The organism is Skermanella sp. TT6 (assembly GCF_016653635.2).
In the GTDB taxonomy this organism is placed as follows: Bacteria; Pseudomonadota; Alphaproteobacteria; order Azospirillales; family Azospirillaceae; genus Skermanella; species Skermanella cutis.
Window position 1 is genome coordinate 16,107 of sequence record NZ_CP067424.1, and the last position, 16,271, is coordinate 32,377.

At 61.7% G+C, this 16,271-nt stretch carries 17 protein-coding genes; 11 read left to right on the forward strand and 6 right to left on the reverse strand.

Annotation, left to right across the window (positions count from 1 at the left end; genetic code table 11):
- Window positions 1-7 precede the first annotated feature (7 nt).
- From istB to IGS68_RS34765, 5 genes are all read right to left on the reverse strand, one after another.
- On the reverse strand, window positions 8-886 hold the full coding sequence (istB, locus tag IGS68_RS34745; RefSeq protein ID WP_201083767.1) for an IS21-like element helper ATPase IstB: 879 nt from the start codon (window positions 884-886) through the stop codon (window positions 8-10).
- Window positions 883-2,157 carry an IS21 family transposase gene (gene istA / locus IGS68_RS34750; RefSeq protein WP_201083765.1) on the reverse strand — a complete coding sequence of 425 codons (1,275 nt, stop codon included), beginning with the start codon at window positions 2,155-2,157 and terminating at the stop codon, window positions 883-885. The genes istB and istA overlap by 4 nt, the downstream gene beginning before the upstream one ends.
- A gap of 140 nt (window positions 2,158-2,297) precedes the next feature.
- Window positions 2,298-2,786, reverse strand: coding sequence for a DUF4158 domain-containing protein (locus tag IGS68_RS34755; RefSeq protein WP_201083879.1), 489 nt, complete (start codon window positions 2,784-2,786; stop codon window positions 2,298-2,300).
- Window positions 2,779-3,699: a tyrosine-type recombinase/integrase gene (locus IGS68_RS34760; RefSeq protein WP_201083881.1), complete on the reverse strand. Its 921-nt coding sequence runs from the start codon at window positions 3,697-3,699 to the stop codon at window positions 2,779-2,781. The genes IGS68_RS34755 and IGS68_RS34760 overlap by 8 nt, the downstream gene beginning before the upstream one ends.
- A gap of 393 nt (window positions 3,700-4,092) precedes the next feature.
- Window positions 4,093-4,311 (reverse strand): helix-turn-helix transcriptional regulator, encoded by a 219-nt coding sequence (locus IGS68_RS34765; protein ID WP_201083882.1) that lies wholly within the window; start codon window positions 4,309-4,311, stop codon window positions 4,093-4,095.
- Between the two features lie 544 nt (window positions 4,312-4,855).
- Between IGS68_RS34765 and IGS68_RS34770 the strand changes: the two genes are divergently transcribed.
- The 9 genes from IGS68_RS34770 (at window position 4,856) to IGS68_RS34810 (ending at window position 13,894) form a co-directional block, all read left to right on the forward strand.
- On the forward strand, window positions 4,856-5,476 hold the full coding sequence (locus tag IGS68_RS34770; protein WP_201083884.1) for a hypothetical protein: 621 nt from the start codon (window positions 4,856-4,858) through the stop codon (window positions 5,474-5,476).
- A 466-nt stretch (window positions 5,477-5,942) separates the two neighbouring features.
- Complete coding sequence (locus IGS68_RS34775; protein WP_201083886.1) at window positions 5,943-6,677, forward strand: TIGR02391 family protein; 735 nt, start codon at window positions 5,943-5,945, stop codon at window positions 6,675-6,677.
- A 169-nt stretch (window positions 6,678-6,846) separates the two neighbouring features.
- The gene (locus tag IGS68_RS34780) at window positions 6,847-7,392 is read left to right on the forward strand and encodes a recombinase family protein (protein WP_201083887.1); all 546 of its coding nucleotides are present in this window, start codon (window positions 6,847-6,849) and stop codon (window positions 7,390-7,392) included.
- Between the two features lie 853 nt (window positions 7,393-8,245).
- The gene (locus IGS68_RS34785) at window positions 8,246-8,551 is read left to right on the forward strand and encodes a type II toxin-antitoxin system MqsR family toxin (protein ID WP_201083889.1); all 306 of its coding nucleotides are present in this window, start codon (window positions 8,246-8,248) and stop codon (window positions 8,549-8,551) included.
- A 2-nt stretch (window positions 8,552-8,553) separates the two neighbouring features.
- A complete protein-coding gene (locus IGS68_RS34790; protein WP_247881536.1) occupies window positions 8,554-8,991 on the forward strand; it encodes a type II toxin-antitoxin system MqsA family antitoxin in 438 nt (145 codons plus the stop codon).
- A 1,083-nt stretch (window positions 8,992-10,074) separates the two neighbouring features.
- A complete protein-coding gene (locus tag IGS68_RS34795) occupies window positions 10,075-10,845 on the forward strand; it encodes a hypothetical protein (RefSeq protein ID WP_201083891.1) in 771 nt (256 codons plus the stop codon).
- On the forward strand, window positions 10,838-12,619 hold the full coding sequence (locus tag IGS68_RS34800; RefSeq protein ID WP_201083893.1) for a type IV secretory system conjugative DNA transfer family protein: 1,782 nt from the start codon (window positions 10,838-10,840) through the stop codon (window positions 12,617-12,619). The genes IGS68_RS34795 and IGS68_RS34800 overlap by 8 nt, the downstream gene beginning before the upstream one ends.
- Complete coding sequence (locus tag IGS68_RS34805) at window positions 12,616-12,942, forward strand: hypothetical protein (RefSeq protein ID WP_201083894.1); 327 nt, start codon at window positions 12,616-12,618, stop codon at window positions 12,940-12,942. Before IGS68_RS34800 ends, IGS68_RS34805 begins: the two co-directional genes overlap by 4 nt.
- On the forward strand, window positions 12,932-13,894 hold the full coding sequence (locus IGS68_RS34810) for an ATPase, T2SS/T4P/T4SS family (protein WP_201083898.1): 963 nt from the start codon (window positions 12,932-12,934) through the stop codon (window positions 13,892-13,894). The genes IGS68_RS34805 and IGS68_RS34810 overlap by 11 nt, the downstream gene beginning before the upstream one ends.
- 20 nt (window positions 13,895-13,914) lie before the next feature.
- On the opposite strand, the gene IGS68_RS34815 is transcribed toward IGS68_RS34810, so the two are convergent.
- Window positions 13,915-14,346: an NUDIX hydrolase gene (locus IGS68_RS34815; protein WP_201083899.1), complete on the reverse strand. Its 432-nt coding sequence runs from the start codon at window positions 14,344-14,346 to the stop codon at window positions 13,915-13,917.
- 658 nt (window positions 14,347-15,004) lie between these two features.
- Between IGS68_RS34815 and IGS68_RS34820 the strand changes: the two genes are divergently transcribed.
- Window positions 15,005-15,211, forward strand: a complete 207-nt coding sequence (locus tag IGS68_RS34820; RefSeq protein WP_201083900.1) for a hypothetical protein — start codon at window positions 15,005-15,007, stop codon at window positions 15,209-15,211.
- 258 nt (window positions 15,212-15,469) lie between these two features.
- Complete coding sequence (locus IGS68_RS34825) at window positions 15,470-15,745, forward strand: hypothetical protein (RefSeq protein WP_201083902.1); 276 nt, start codon at window positions 15,470-15,472, stop codon at window positions 15,743-15,745.
- The last annotated feature ends 526 nt before the right edge of the window (window positions 15,746-16,271 follow it).

Here is a 16,271-nt window from a genome sequence, read left to right on the forward strand (position 1 = left end):
TGTCAGGTTATAGGTCGGTGTCTGGCTGGGTAGAGGTCATTTTCGGTGGTCGTCCCCGGCGGCGTGGTTGAGGTTGAGGGGTAGTGATGGATCGGGTTCGAGTGTTGTCCGGGATCAGGTCGGCGTGGCGGCGGAGCCGGTAGCTGGCTCCCTCGATCTGAACGACAACGGCATGGTGTAGCAGGCGGTCCAGCAGCGCGGTGGCGACGACGGTGCCGCCGAAGACATCGCCCCATTCGGCAAAGCCGCGGTTCGAGGTCAGGATCATCGCGCCGCGTTCGTAACGGGCATTTACCAGCTGGAAGAATAGGTTGCCGCCCCCCGGGATGACGGGCAGATAGCCGATCTCATCGACGATCAGCAACTGGGGCCGGCACAGAAAACGCAGGCGTTCGCGCAGGGTGCCTTCCCGCTCCGCCTTGGCGAGCGAACTGACGATGTCGGCCAGGGTGGCGAAGTAGACCGAACGACCGGACTTGACCGCCTCGACACCGAGGGCCAGCGCCAGATGGGTTTTGCCGCAGCCGGGTTGACCGAGGAAATGGACCGCCTCGTGGCGATCGACGAAGTCGAGCTGGGCCAGCGCCATGATGCGGTCGCGGTCAAGCGAGGGCTGGAAGGAGAAGTCGAACCCGCCCAGGGTCTTGATGTTGATCAGCCGGCCCATCTTCAGCGCGGACCTGACGCGTCGCCCCTCCCGCAGGGTCAGTTCCTCGCCGAGCAGGGTGTCGATGGCCTCCAGGGCCGAGATCTCGCCGCGTTCGATCCGCCGCAGGATATGCTCCAGCACTTCGAGCGCGCGCGGCATGTTGAGACCGACCAGGTGAGCGCGGATGCGGTCGAGCGTGGCGGGGCTGGCCGCCGGATCGAGGGTGGTTGCGGTCATGGGACACCCTGCTGGCTGGCGAGACGGCGGCCGATCGCGTCGTAGATGGCCAGCGAACGGGGTGTCACCGTGCTGCCCCGAGGCTCGGGCCTGGCCTCCTCCCGGGCCGTCCTGCTGTTGGCCGGCGGCGGCTGGGTGCGGTGACCGGGAGCGATCCGGCGCTGGCCGCGGCCTTCCTGTGCCGGATGGGAGGCGATGAGGATGCCGTCCTCCAGGATGTTGACCGCGCCGGCGGTAATCTGCACCTCGACGGTCCGCCGGCGGGTGCTGTCGGGCACGGAGTAGAGATTGCCGGCGACGGAGACCATGCCGTCGCGGGTGATGCGGCGCTCGAGTGCCAGCACGGTGTTGAAGGGACCGGCCGGGAGGGCCTTGAGGTGATCGCGCTCCTCGGCGAAATGCTCGACGACGACACGCTGGGTGGTGGCGTGCAGGCGAACGTTGGCGACCTGGTCCAGCCACTGGACGAACTGGGCGTTCAGGTCGTCCAGATTGCGGAAGGTGCGGGCGAGGAAGAAGTCCTCCCGGACATAGCGGAAGGGCCGCTCCACCTTGCCCTTGGTCTGTGCCCGGTAGGGCCTGCAGGCCTTCGGCAGGAAACCGTAGCAGGCGGCCAGATCGAGGAGCTTGGCATTGTAGGCGATCCCCTTGGCCGGCTGGTCGGGGTCCTCGACGTCACCGAGCACGGCGGTCTTCATGCGGTCATAAAGGATCTGCTCGGGCACGCCGCCGAACGCCTCGAAGGCGGCGATGTGGCACCGGAGCACGGTCGGCAGATCCTGGCGGGCGACGAAGCGGGCCCACATCATGCGGCTGTGGCCGAGCACGATCGAGAACAGCCAGACGATCCGCTCGACGTCGGGCTGGTCGGTGAACACGGTCTTGAAGAAGGCGAAATCGACCTGGGCCTGCTTGCCGGGCGGTGTCTCGAACCGGCGCTCGAACTGTGTCTCGGGCCTGGGCCGGACGGTACGCAGGAAATCCTTCAGCACGGTATAGCCGCCCTGGTAGCCGAGCGCGCGGATGTCCCGGAGCAGACGTCGGCCGCTGAGTTCCGGGAAGGCCTGGAGGCGCTCCCGCAGATAGGGTTCAAAGGGGCCGACAAGGGTCTGTCGCGGGGGCCGCGGCGTGTAGGCGGGCGGCTCCAGCCCCTTGGCGATGTACTTTCGGATGGTCTTGCGGTCCAGGCCGGTCCGGCGCGCGATTGCCGACACGCTCAGCCCCTGGCGGGCGAGATCGAGAATCATGACGAGTTCCCCAAGTGTGACCACCCACGCCCTCCCTCAATCGACTGAGGGGATTATGGGCCAAGGGCGGCTACACGGTTCCGAGGCGCCTGCTCCGGAGCCGTGCCGTTGCGTCAGCCTGGGGAAAGTTCATCCGCCCGATCTGAGGAGTATTCACCCGGCACTTACACCTGGCGGGTGATGGCGGCGACCAGCCGTTCGAGCGTGGTGCGGGCGGGCAGGATGACCTTCGCCGCGGACAGCGACGCTTCCGCCCGCTGGATCAGGTCGGCGGTCGTCAGGCCATCGGCGGCGACCGCCGAGAGATCGGTCTCCAGACGGTTTTGGGCGTCGGTGGAAAACACCGTGAACCCGAGGTGGTCGCGCACCCGGGCGCGGATGGCGCTGTCGGTCGGCTGGCGGGCCAGGGAAGCCAGCCGGGCCGGTGGATCAATCCCGAGCCGGCGGGCCAGGTGGATGACAGCGTCCCGCGGAACCTGCTCCGGGTCGTCGATGAACCGGCCGGTGCGGCGCACGCCGCACAGGTGCAGCGCGGTCCACAGGCGGTTGTCCGGACCGCGGGCGCGCATGACCTCCCGGAGGTCGGCCTCGTCGAGTGCCCAGTCGTTCAGGATCCGGTCCGGGTCGATCTCCTCCGGAGCGGGCTCAGCCATCGAGATTGAACGGGGTCTGCTCGACGTCCCGGGCGAGATCCTCGGTCGAGGCGCGGGTGTAGACGGCGGTGGTGTCGAGGCTCTCGTGGCCGAGCAGCTGGGCCAGTTCGACCAGCTTGCCCGGATGCTGGCGCAGCCAGGCCAGGGCGAAGGTGTGGCGCAGGCTGTGGGCGGAGATGCCGGCGCGCTTGAGGCCGGCGCGGCGCACTAGGCCGGCGATCGTGTTCTGGATCGAGCGCACCGGCAGCGGCTCGCTGCGGGTCGAGCGGAACACCGGATCCTCCGGCCGGGCGGGAGCCGGATCCCGCTCGAAGACTTGGCGCAGCGCCCGGCGGGCGGTGGCGTTGAGCGGCACCTCGCGTTCCCTGAGGCCCTTGCCGTGGCGGACGCGGAGCACGCCGGCGCGCTCGCGCAGGGTAATGTCGGCGCGCCGCAGGGCGGCCACCTCACCGATCCGCAGGCCGGTCTGCAGCATGAGCTGGACCAGCGCGTAGTTGCGCCGGGCCAGGCCGTGGGAGCTCTCACCAGCGGCGCGCAGCAGTCCATGGACCTCGGCCGCGGTGAGGCCGACGGGCTGGCGGTCGCCGGTCAGACGGATCGTCCGGACCCCGGCGGCGACGTTGGCGGCGACAACCCCGGTGGCCTCGGCCCAGCGCAGCACGCGGCGAACGGCCTCGAGACGGCGGTTGATGGTGGTCGCCCTGAACTGGCAGCGGGTGATCATGTGCTGGCGCCAGGCGATGACGTCGTGCTCGGTCAGCCGCGGCAGATCGGGTGGGGTGCCGTACAGGGCGGCGTACCAAGCGGCGAACTGGAGCAGATCGTAGCGGTAGCCCCGGCGGGTGGCGGCCGAGAGATCCTCCGCGGCGAGGCGGTCGAGGAAGGACTGAAGCCAGGGCGGAGGATCGACCATCGCCGGGGATATTCCCATTGCACGCCATGTCGACCCCCAGGATAAGGGCTTGGTTTACGGCGTGCAATGTGGCGATCGGGCTAGGCATATGGAGTGCAATTCGTATTGTACGCCATGTTAACACGCCATTTTCAGCGGTCAGAGGCAAAACGACCTGGAAACCTGCCGGAATCGGTCCAAAAAGGGCGTCGTTAGAGTATATTTTCGCAGCGGCGCTGGATGCACCCCTCCTTCGAGCTGCTTAATCTGCGGGGCAGGGTGTTTGCGCGCGTTGCGGGCATAAGGAACCAGCTCGTCAATCTTGCGATTGACGATCGATAACGTTGCCATAGTGTGGAACTCCGTTGGATCTGGAAGGTAGGGGCTGAAGCTGTCGGAACGCTTCGCCGGTTCTCAGTCCTGCCGTGCGCTGACCTGGAACGAAGCGCGCGAGCTGATCCAGGCGTCTACCTCAGACAGCCGGTAGCGGACCGTTCGGCCGATCAGGCGATAGACCGGTGGCCCCTCGCCCTTCAGTTCGAGATTGCGCAAGGTGCGCTGCGTCACGCCGAGGCGCGCGGCGGCGCTCGTCGCGGTGATCCAGTCATCAACGGGTGCGGCATTCGCGGGCATGTGGATCTCCCTGGCTGCGAGCACAAAAAAAGCCCGCTCCGCGATTGCGGGCGAGCTGGTAGGCGATTGCAGTTGTCCCAAGCTGCGAACACAACTCGGGTGCCTTTTGTCTACTCCCGTTTAGCTGGGGGCCGCAAGCGAAAAGGTGAGGTAAGACGCGCCTCGGTTCCGCAAGGGCGGCGCGATCGAGCCTATCAAGGAACCCTCGCCGGCTGCTTGATGATATCTGGCTGGCAACCCTCATTATTAGTGAATCATTTATGTAAAAATATCAATGCGCGTTGTACAGAATAGGCGGGCAGACGAATGACTTACTATCGGATTAATCGATGGTGTATAGGTTGCCTATTCATAAGTACGTATTGCGCATACCCCAATTACATAAATCTATAGATGGATAACTCTAGAGCAGATTCTGTTTTGGTTGAGCAACAGCAGCGGCAAGCCGGCAGCATATGTAAGCATAATAAATAATAAATTTGTTTAATATACTGAAATGCTTCTAGGTTAATTAAGACGTCATCAGAACCTAAGGAGGAAAACGATGAAAAAGCTTATCCACATGAGCCCCATTATGCTTGTACTATTTTTATTATTATATGATCCTACACAAGCATTTTCTCAGTATAAGCATGATCATTATGAAAACCTCGGGAGAGATGTAGAATTTTGGCGCTGGTCTGTTGTACTAGGCAGAACTGCACAATACACCCGTAGAGGAGAAGTGAGGGTTGATGTTGAAAGCAGAAAAAAGCTGTGTGCCTACAGCCTACATGAAGCAAGTGGTAACCCTAAGTACTCCAGATCAAATCCCCCAAGAAATAGTATGTCAGGTCGTAATGTATCAAATAATGGTATTACTGTAAGTTACGAGTCCCCATGTTGGGGAACTCCTGTTGGGGATTTTTTACAGCAGATCGCAACCACTTTAGGTATTGCATTTGGCCAACCTACGACTGGTGCCATCGTAGGCGGAGCATTGAGAGAGCTGACAACTTCCAGCCAACAGTGTGTCGGTGATCAACGAGCTAGCTGGCTTACTATGCGAATTTATGTTTGGACAGTTCCAGACGGAAGGACCTGTAACGCACGGGAAACGATGATTAAAGCAGATCAGAGAAGAAGAGAATCTCCAATTCAGCGTTGGTATGGTGATGAGAGGTGATAACTTAAGAAAATCTTTTACTAGGCGAATGCGCTTACCTGTCCATCAAGCGATAAGGTTCTAAACTCGTTCACTTTTGACAACCCGATACCGGATTTCTAAAAAACTTGGTAGCTCTTAACAGCGAAGATCCGCCTGCTGAAGCGGGGCGGGACCGTCAATCTGAGGCGTACTCATTGGGCCAGTAGCCGCCACAATTCGGCCGAAAAGTACATATTATTATATAATTTTTACAAAAGTTTTCCTCTGAGGCTCTTTCGGGGTGTTCGGAAACGTTGGGTTCTGAACACCTTCGACCGGCACTGCTGGAATGACGATTTCCGGTGTGCAGAACCCGTGTCCGAAATCGGGTTTCAAGAACGGTGTCCGAAATCCCCTTCCGGTAAAGACTCTCAGATCGAGGGAGACGGCGCTCTAAGAGTGTATGATTTCGTGGAACGGTCGGACGAAAATCTAAGGAGAGATCATGCCTCACAGATTGAAAGCCTTGTTCCCCGATGCCGAAGTCCTCCTGGGGTTACCGCCCGAGGAGTTGGGGGGTGTCCTGCTCTCGATCTTGCGTAATGACAGGCCACCACTAAGCCTACACAATTTCGTTAATAATTTATATCAGACTCAACTGATCTATCCGGTGGATTACAAGGACCGGGTGGGAGAAGCCATTGCGGAGGCGTGGAATTGGCTGCTCAGCGTCGGTCTTCTTGCGCCTCACCCACGACAAGGTGCCGGATGGTACTTCATCACGAAGCGCGGTTGGGAAGCTGCGACTCCGGAGGCTTTCGAGAGTTATCGCAAGGCTTCGCTGATCCCGCGAGACCTTCTCCACCCGATTGTCACGACCAAGGCATGGCCGAACTTTCTTCGCGGTGACTACGACACTGCGGTCTTTCAGGCTTTCAAAGAGGTCGAAGTCGAAGTCCGGAAAGCGGGGAACTACGAGAACACCAAAATAGGGAAAGACCTGATGCTCGCCGCATTCCACGAGAGCACAGGCCCGCTGACGGATCAGACGCTTCCCGTTTCTGAAAGACAGGCTACGGCTTTTCTGTTTGCAGGCGCTATCGGTCGCTATAAGAACCCAGGCAGTCACCGCACCGTTGTTATCGATGAGGCTACCAGAGCGGCGGAAATGCTGATCCTTGCCAGTCATCTTCTGCATCTTGTCGATGAGAGAATAGCCGACCAGCAATCTGATGAGTGAAGCGTTGGCAGGCGATCTGCTGGATTGCCCTATTTGGGTATACGCCAGGGGAACAGTTTCACGGGACATCCTGATCCAGCTTCTTCCTGTTCCAATAGGGTTGCTTTTCGAGTTCCGGCACAGGATACTTGAATGGTCTAGAGCCTAACGGAACAGATCGGGGTGATCGATGGCAGTTTACGGGTATGCTCGCGTTTCCACGATCGACCAGGACCTCACCCTGCAGCGGGAGGCGCTGACGAAGGCAGGGTGCTTCGTGGTTCGAGAAGAGAAGGTGACGGGGACGACCAGGTCGGGCCGGTCGGAGTTGAAGACGCTGATGGAATTCCTGCAGCCGGGCGACACACTGATGGTGACGCGCATCGACCGGCTGGCCCGCTCCATCGGCGACCTCCAGGACATCGTGCGGGAGCTGAAGACCAAGGGCGTGGCGCTGAAGGCGACCGAGCAGCCGATCGACACATCGACTGCGGCCGGGAAAGCCTTCCTCGACATGCTGGGCGTCTTCGCCGAGTTCGAGACGAACCTCCGGAAGGAGCGCCAGCTCGAAGGCATCCAGCAGGCGAAGGCCAAGGGGGTCTACAAGGGGCGCAAGCCGAAGCTCGACCGGTCAGCCGTCCAGGCACTGAAGGCGGAAGGCCTGGGCGGCAGCGAGATCGCACGCCGGCTGCGGATCGGCCGGACGAGCGTCTATCGGTTGCTGAAGGCAGGATGAAGATCAGGTGATGACGTTCGAAGAGATCCTGACCGCGGCGAATGCCGGCGGCGCCCGCGCACCTGGTCAGTGGACCCCGCAAGCATGCCGCACCTGGCGGGAGGCAGATCCGGAAGATGCGCGCCTGCTCGAAGCCTGCTGGGCCTGGGAGCTGGCGAACGATCGCCGGGTGCAGGCGAAAGACGAACTCGCGGTGACGGAGCGGCGCCGGACGAGGCGATGGCTGCGGCACGGGCGCACAAAGAAGGGTAGGGCTGCAGTTCAGGGGGTTGCGGAAAAAAGGATGCAGGCATGCAGCCTGCATTTCCTCCCTCGAATTAATTCGGCGCTAAGACTATGTATGCAGTGCGGTAGCGATACTGCAACGCCTTCTTTCGGGCGTTTCCTCCCTAGACTCAGGCTGCCTCTTTGTGGGCGGCCTTCTTTTTACACATATTTCAGAAAATAGCACCTGCTCAAAATAGGGTATGTGAAAGCGTGTAGAAGAAGCAAACTACCCATCTGTAAGGCTATGAGCGTAATGCGCTATAAAGAGTATCCTGAACGATAACCTTCGAAGAGCTGCTCGCCGCGGCGAATGCCGGCGACGCCAGGACCTCGGGACAGTGGACGCCGACAGCCTGTAAGACCTGGCGGGAGGCAGAGCCGGAAGAAGCTCGCCTGCTGGAAGCGGCCTGGGCATGGGAACTCGCGAACGACCGCCGAGCACAGCCGCGCGACCTGGTCGAGGTCAGTCAGGCAGCGCCGCCAGGAGATGGACGAAGCCACGGTTGCAGCGAGGCAAGGGTAGAAAATGGCACCTTCAAGGTGGCAAAGATCTTGACGCGCCACCTTGAAGGTGCCACATTCCGGCATGGACAAACGGAAGCCCACCTATGATCTGGCGTCATTTAAGGCATCGTTTAGCAGCGTCGAGAAGTTGAATGCAACTATTGTCGCTCTCCAAGGGGCTAGAAGCCTAGGAATTACGGTTACCGGTATGGTTTCCGTCATACAAACGATGGAAAGAAAGCATTTCTACAAGTCTATGACTTCGAATAATGATCATACAGTCTGGCAGGACGTTTACCATGTGCCGCATGATGAGAATGTTATCTACATCAAGTTCATTGCGGATGTCGTGACAGAGTTTAGATTGCTGTCCTTCAAGGAGAAGTAGTGATGGCTGATACGATGATCTGCCATGAGTGCGGCGGGCACATGGCGCGGGCTTCAAAGCCTGTCGAATTTGAGTATAAGGGACATAAGGTTACCTTGGACCAGCCAGGATGGTACTGCTCTTCTTGCGAGGAGAGTGTCCTGACGGGTGCCGACATGTTAGCTACGGAACCGGCGTTTTTGGAATTCAAGGCAAAGATTGATGGCTTGGCGCCTCCGAAGGAAGTTTCCCGCATTCGTAAAAAGCTTAAACTTTCTCAGCGCAAGGCTGGAGTAATCCTCGGAGGGGGTGTTCACGCATTCCAAAAATATGAAAGCGGGAAGGATCTGCCCACCAAGGCTATGAGCAATCTGCTTCGCTTGCTTGATAGTCAGCCGACCTTGCTTGAGCAGCTCGTCGCGATCCAAGCACAGCAAGAAAGCGGGAAGCACACCGATTAGCAAACTGCTCGTGCTATGGCTGTTCTCTAACCTACTGACTTAGCTTCGTCTAAGGCAGAAACTATGGGAAAATCCCATAGTTAAAGATCCTTCGCCAGGGGGCATCCCCGGTCCGATTTCATCGAACCAGGGGAAAGCAGGATGTCTCTTGGTGGTGGGCATCAATCCCCTTCCGTCCCATTCTCCGCGCTACGCTTGTGCGAACGGGTCCCATCGAGAAGGGGATTGACGTACAACCGTGACGGGCTGCTTCGCCGTGCTCGATGGCCCGGCTCTCCTGGCTCAGGCAGCGGCTACCGGCGGGCGGTGGCTAGGTCTGCCGTCCTGTCCGGTGTACGGGCGCTCTGCCGCCTTAGCCCATAGATCGCCGACGTAGGCCCACAGCTCGGGAGCCATCCGGTCGCGCAGATGGACCAGAACGCCATGAGGGGCATTGGCTCCGGTGGCGAGCGAAATGCACTGACCATTGCGATATCGGAAGGTCCGGTTCTCTGCCGACCGGAAGTCCTGGTCGCCCAAGCGGCACATCTCATAGACATGGTCGATGAGGTCGAAGCGGTCGCCCGAGTGGGTGGTGATGATACGTGCCGGTCCTGTGTTTTACAGTTTCACCTTGGAATATAGGGATGGGCGAGTCATCGACCTACGGGAAATTCACAGCCTGTCAGAGGGGCTCCTGCGGCTGACGGATCGGGTGATCAGGTAAGCCAGACCGCCGACGACTAAGCCGACTGGAACGACCGTTGCGATCATGCGGGGCAGGAATCGCTGGGTGATTTCAGGGTCTATAAAATACGCGACAACGCAGGTCAGGATGCCGCCGACCAGATAGACGATGCCGGGCGGTTGGAAAAGTAGCGGTTATCATTCATTTGAGGGGCTTTCTTCCAAAGGGTTGAAGGGCGATTTGCGGGAAGAAAACTGAGGTTGGGGAGAGGGGGTATTGCAAGTTAAAAGCGCCTGTCCCCGGACGGCGCTGAACCCCCTCCCTTTCTGCGATTTTCGTGTCCCTAGCCGTAGCCTGTTGTCCCTGATATGGGGTATACTACGATTTTACGTTAGTCAGGGTCAAGGAGGCAGGTCATGGCAGGGCGGGTGCCGCTGGCGAGGTCGAAAGACGCGCTGATCGAGCGATGGCTGAGGTTCGCGCCGAAGGCCGGCGGAGAGTCGGCAGGGCGGGTTTACCTGCCCGACCTTGGAAAACCGAAGGCGGTGCATCGGGGTACGACACGGCTGGGCAGCGGCGAAGGGTCGTCGTACCGTCGCCGCGTGGTGGTGATCTCCTACCATTACCGCATGGCCGGTGCGGGATACTCTAAGTTGCACAGCCACATCCGGTATGTCGAGCGGCCCGGGGCCGGCGAACGGGCGGTGACGCCGTCGCTGATCGATCGAAACGGCGACGGCGTCACGGGCCATTCGGCCGTCCAGGGGTGGCGGGACGACCGGCACCATTTCAGGCTCATCCTGGCGCCGAACGACGGCGCGCAGCTCGACATGGCGGCCTATACCCGCGAGTACATGGCCGAGCTGGAGCGCCGTCTGGGCACCCGGCTGGACTGGTTCGCGGGCATCCACGAGAAGCCGGACGCGACGCACGCCATGAACCGGCACGCCCACGTCATCCTCCGGGGCATCGCCCAGGACGGAACCGACCTGGTGATGGACAGGGAATTTATTCGGTTCGAGATGCGCCGCATCGCCGAGGATCTGGCGACCCGGCACCTGGGTCCGATGAGCCAGCGGGAGATGGACCGGTATATGGAACGGCAGGCCCAACGGTTGCGAGACGGGGAACGGAACTACCACATGGGCCGGCGCCCGATCCGGGGGGAGGATCGCGGCCGTGATTGACCTCGGGCAGATCCTGACCAACCCGGAACCGTTCGTGCAGGCCACGCGGACGTGGATCGAGACCAACGCCGTGCTGCTGGCCGGCTGCGCGGCCGGCGCGTTGACGGTCGCGGGGGTGGCCGGGGTCGGGGCCGGCTACGTCGTGGACCGGCTGCGCGATGCGGCCGAGGACCGGCAGCGTTACGGCGGCAAGAGGGAGGCGAAGCGCGCCGGGCTGCTGCGCAACCCGAAGCTGGAGTACTCCGGCATCCCCCTGGGTCGGATCGGGCGCAAGCACCTGTGCTGGGTAGACCAGGAGCCGGTGCTGGTGACGGGCGGCACCCGGTCGGGCAAGGGTGTCGGCGTGATCCGCCCGGCCTGCCTGACCTATGGCGGGCCGATGGTGATGTATGACGGCGGCAAGGGAGAGCTGTTCAGGACGACGTCGGGGTGGCGCAAGCGGTTCAGCCACGTCCTGAACCTCGACCTGACCAACCCGGCCGGCGTCCACTTCAACTTCCTGGAGGAGATCGACCCGGCCAACCCGGTGGCCGGGGCCGACAACCTCGCCAAGTCGGTGCCGCGACCGGCCAGGTCGGACGAGCACTTCGAGGCCGGCGCCGACCGTCTGATGGGGGCGGTGATCCTGCACGTGCTGCACGGGGAGCCCGACGAGCGCAAGAACATGGCCGAGGTGGTCCGGCTGATCTCCCAGGGAGACGTCGGGATGCGCCGCATAGCCGAAACGAAGGCGCATCCGGTGGCGGTCGACCGGATCAACGCCCTGTTCGGCGGCGACCCGTTCGGCGAGAAGTCCGGGGACGGCATGAAGTACCGCGGCATGTTCTACAACGCCGCCCTGGTGCGCCTGTCGCCCTTCGAGGACCCGATCGTCGCCCGGGTGACAGGCCGGTCGGACTTCAGGATGCGGGACCTGTTTCGGCTGAGCCCGAAGCGCAGGCCGGTGTCGCTCTACCTGACGACGCCGGCCAGCGATGACGATCGCCTGCGACCGGTGACCAGCATGTTCCTGTCCATGCTGATGGGCGCGATCATGAGGGAGCAACCGGCGCTGGAAGGGGAGCCGATGTCGCTGCTGGTGGTCGACGAGTTCGCCAGCCTGCGCCTGGAGATCCTGCAGACCGCGATCACCAAGATCGTCGGGTGCGGCGCCACCATGCTGCTGGGCGCCCAGTCGCTCAACGCCCTGCGTCAGGCGCCCTACGGGCCGTACAACCAGTTCCGCGACAACATCCGCTGCCACGTCGTCTACGCCGCCAACGACGGCATGACCCAGCAGGAAATCTCCCAGTCCTGCGGCACCGTCACGGAACGGCGCAGGTCGACCAGCCGGAGTCGCTCTTCCGGCACCTGGGCGCGGTCGCATACCGAGAGCGTCAGCGAGGTCGAGCAGCCGGTCATCAACCCCGGCGGCGTCCGCCAGCTGAGGGATCGGTTCGAGCTGGTGCTTATCACCGGTCAGCCCGTGATCCGGGCGCGCAAAATCGTGGACCACAAGGACCGCATCCTGCGCAAGCGGCTGGATCTGCCCCAGGCTGCCCTGCGCGGCTCCGACGGCGCCTATCCTGATCTGCCGCACCCGCACCGCCCGAGCGCCTGGGCGGGCGTGCCGGTTCACCCGCAAACCCCGGAAGCCATGGCCTCCGGCGCCGGGGCCGTCGATGACGGCGATTTGCCGGAACCGCCGGCGAATGACGACGCCACCGCTCCCCCTGCCAGGCCGAAGCCGAGGCGCAAGCGAAAGCTGATCACAGCCCCTGGAGGTGAAGAATGACGAAGGTCGAATTCAAGCTCTACCTGGAGCCGAACCTGGCATCCCAGATAACCGAGACGACGGCGCAGTTCCGCGGCGCCGGCCGGAAGGTCTCCCGCAACGAGGTATTGGAGCAGCTGATCGAGGACGGTTTCCGCCTGTGGCGCCGGGAGGCGCAGGTGGTCAACCGTGTGGAGGCCGGCATCGCCAAGCTGCTCGACCAGTCGGCCCGCCAGGACCGGCTCCTGCGCTCGATCCTGCTGACCCTTGCCGAGGGCGACCAGGTAGAATACCGCAGGGTGATCGAAACCATTGAACGCGAGGATGCCGGCAATGCCGCTTGAGCTGCAGGGGGAGAACCTGACCGCGAACCGGACCGAGGGCATGAGGCGCCTGCTGGACGACCTGGAGGACGCCTACGGCCCGATCATCCGGACGGCCAAGCAGACGCCGGGCTGCACCGACATCATGGTGAACGAGGACGGCGCGATCTGGCTGACAGTCGGCGGGCAGGACAGGCCGACCGGCGAGCACCTGACCGAACACGCCGCGCGCCGGATCGTCACCTTGGTCTCGGACATCGACAATCACCCGATCGAGAAGGCGGCGCTGTCGGCCAACCTGCCGACCGGCGAGCGGTTCGCGGCCCTGCTGCCGCCCACGGTGCGCCGGATCACCTTCTCGATCCGCCTGCCGCCGGGGCGGATCTTCACGGTGGACGATTATGTCGCCGCCGGCGCCATGACGGAGGCGCATGCCGACGTGCTGCGCGCGGGCGTGGCCGACCGCAAGAACATCCTGATCGTCGGCGGCACCGGAGCGGGCAAGACGACGCTGGGCAACGCCCTGCTGGCGGAGGCGCCGTTCCGGTCCAGCCGGGTCTTCATCATCCAGGACCAGGACGAACTGCGGGTGAGTGGTCCCAACGTGGTCCGCGCCTTCACCGGCGCGATGAATGCCCGCGAGCTGGTCCGCGAGGCCTTGCGCCACAAGCCCGACCGCATCGTGATCGGCGAAATCCGGGACGGGGAGACGGCACTGGAATGGATTGGTGCCAGTAACACCGGCCACCCCGGCGGGCTTTCCACGGTCCACGCCAACTCGGCGGCGCATGGCCTGTCGCGCATCTCGCGACTGATCGGCCACGTAGCCGCCAACGTGCCGCACGGCGACATCATCGAGGCGGTCGACATGGTGGCGTTCATCCGGCGGGAGCGGGACGGATCACGGCGCCTGGCCGAGATCGTAAAGCCGACCGGGCATGACGGAGAGAGATACCGGACAGACACCGTCTAGGGAGGACACTATAAAACAGGTTATGGCCCCGTGGGAAGGCCCAGGCGCAGCAGCGACGCAACCAAGCCGCTTTCGCTGATATCCAGCGCAGCCTGGGACGGGGTGAGCCAACGCCGTTCACGCTCGTCCCGTTCCGGCCAGTCCTCCAGCTCCTGCGCGACCTCCAGAAGGTAGACGGTGACATGACACTCGACCGACTGCCTCGCCGTCAGGCGCTTGTCATAGCGGTAGGTGCAGTAAGGAGCAGCCGCGACCCTGCCCCGGACCCCGGCTTCCTCAAACGCCTCCCGGGCGGCCATGTCATGCGGCTCTGTGCCCTTCTCGGCCCATCCCTTGGGAATGATCCAGCGCCGCGTCTCGCGCGACGTGATCAGGAGCACTTCGAGCCGGTCCCGGACAGAGCGGTATGGCAGGGCGGCGAACTGGGATCGGGGTTTACGCTGCTTGCTCATGTCTCGCTCACGGCCGGCGTAGCCACGGCGGAAAGTTCCGTACCGGCAGAGGCTTTCTGTTTCTGGCAGATTTATCGATTACAACAGGTTACGCGGGGCGCACTCCCCATACCATCCCTTCCGCATTCGTCGTGCCTCATGGCATTTTTGGCTGAGTTGTTCGCTATCGTACCGACACTCACAGCATAACCGTCCTTCTATCTTGCAACCAGCAGGAAGGAGGCAATGATGAACCGCAAAATAGCCACTGATAACAAGAATTACGAGAGTAAAAACCTTTTAAGGTCGTTGGAATTTGCTCAATATTTCATTGAGAACTCCCGATGTGCAGATGATGAGGCGGAAGAACTTAGGGCTAAGCTAGAATTAAACGCTCAACATCTTCGACGCTAATGACCACCTTTGACCGATCGGACCTGGAGAAAGCCTTTCGCGAGTGCTACGACACCGTTCATCGGCATTTCGAACAATTACCCGAATAGTGAGCTGCGCATTAGTGGATGTCATTCAAGATTTTCCATCTCTGGTACGGCAGCGTACCATCAGAAAACGTTCCTTGTGCTCTCTTCCATCAGGACTGACTAGCTTCAGGAATTTTCCTCCCTGATCTGATGGCCATCCAAGCTCCCGCGGATGGCCACTTTTTCGTTGGAAGGCTATGGCACAGGATCGCGTCTGTCTGCTTGATCACCTGGACGGCCTGATCTATCTGGCCGATCAGGCATGGCAGCTTCCACCGGGCAGAAGTTTGTATCTCGTGCATACCTTCCAGCACCTGGGGCAGGCATATCAGGATGCCGCCCTGGCGCAGCGGGAAGAGCGGCCCACACGGTTGCGTATCTCGTATAATTACATTCTCAAGTAGTATATTTTTCCATATTGTTTGTTCCGCGATCCTGCCGCCGGTGGCCTGTTGGGTCGGGACGGAACAGGACCATGACAGTGTGCATGTCGGCCTGGACCGGTTGATTGAACTGGCGCGCCAGGCTTCGCCAGACAAGCGCATGCGGCTGATCCGGGCATTCCGGCAGGTCGCCGAGGTACTCCAGGAGGTCATTCGGGTTCGGGAAGAAATGCACGGCGCCGGGAATGAACCCAGCCGGCGGTACCCTGTTAGGGACCTATGGAAATCGATTACGCAGCCTCGCGCGCCCGCCTGAAACGGCTAACGGAACTGCTGGAAATAATCCGGGGAGCTCCGCACCAGGATCAGGCTCGGCTGTCACAGACCCTCATGCTGGTCTGCCAGGCGCTTCAGACTGTTGCCCGGGTACGTTTGCAGATCGGCGATCCCGGACAGGTGAGGCAGGCCGTCGAGCTTGAGGCGCTGTGCTGGAAGTTCGAGAGGACGGCCCTGCGGTACGAAACGCGCTCGAAATTCAGAGGTGATCAACTGTAGCGATCTTCCCATAGCACTAGCCATGAGCAGGCTTGACCCGATCCACCGGTCGGTTGTTGCATGGGGCATGGAGCAGCATGATCCTACCCTGCTCGACCAGGTGAACGGGGTTATTTCCCTGGCGGACGTGGCGTGGCGCCTACCGCCGGGGCGTTCCGCTTCCCTGGCCCGGAAATTCCGGCTTATCGGCTTGGTCTTTGAAGCCTCTGCGGCTGTCCAGAAGCGCGATATGCTTAGAGAGCTGCAAATCACATACGACGACATCCGTCAGTAGCATATTTACTATATCGTTGGTTCCGCGATCCGGCCGTCGCCGGATCAGCGTGTATTTCCAGCGGGCTCGCGCCTCGCGCGAGGTTGTAGGCGTCGCTGAAGGCCGGTTCCGGCCCTCTTGACACAAATTCTGGTGCTGCCAGCGGTTGGAAGGCAGGGATGCAGACTGGCTTAGCGATGATCCTGTCCGTTCGATGGATGGTCGCTCTAACAGGCTGCGGAAAAAGGGCTGTGCACGGGCGGGCGGTCGTGA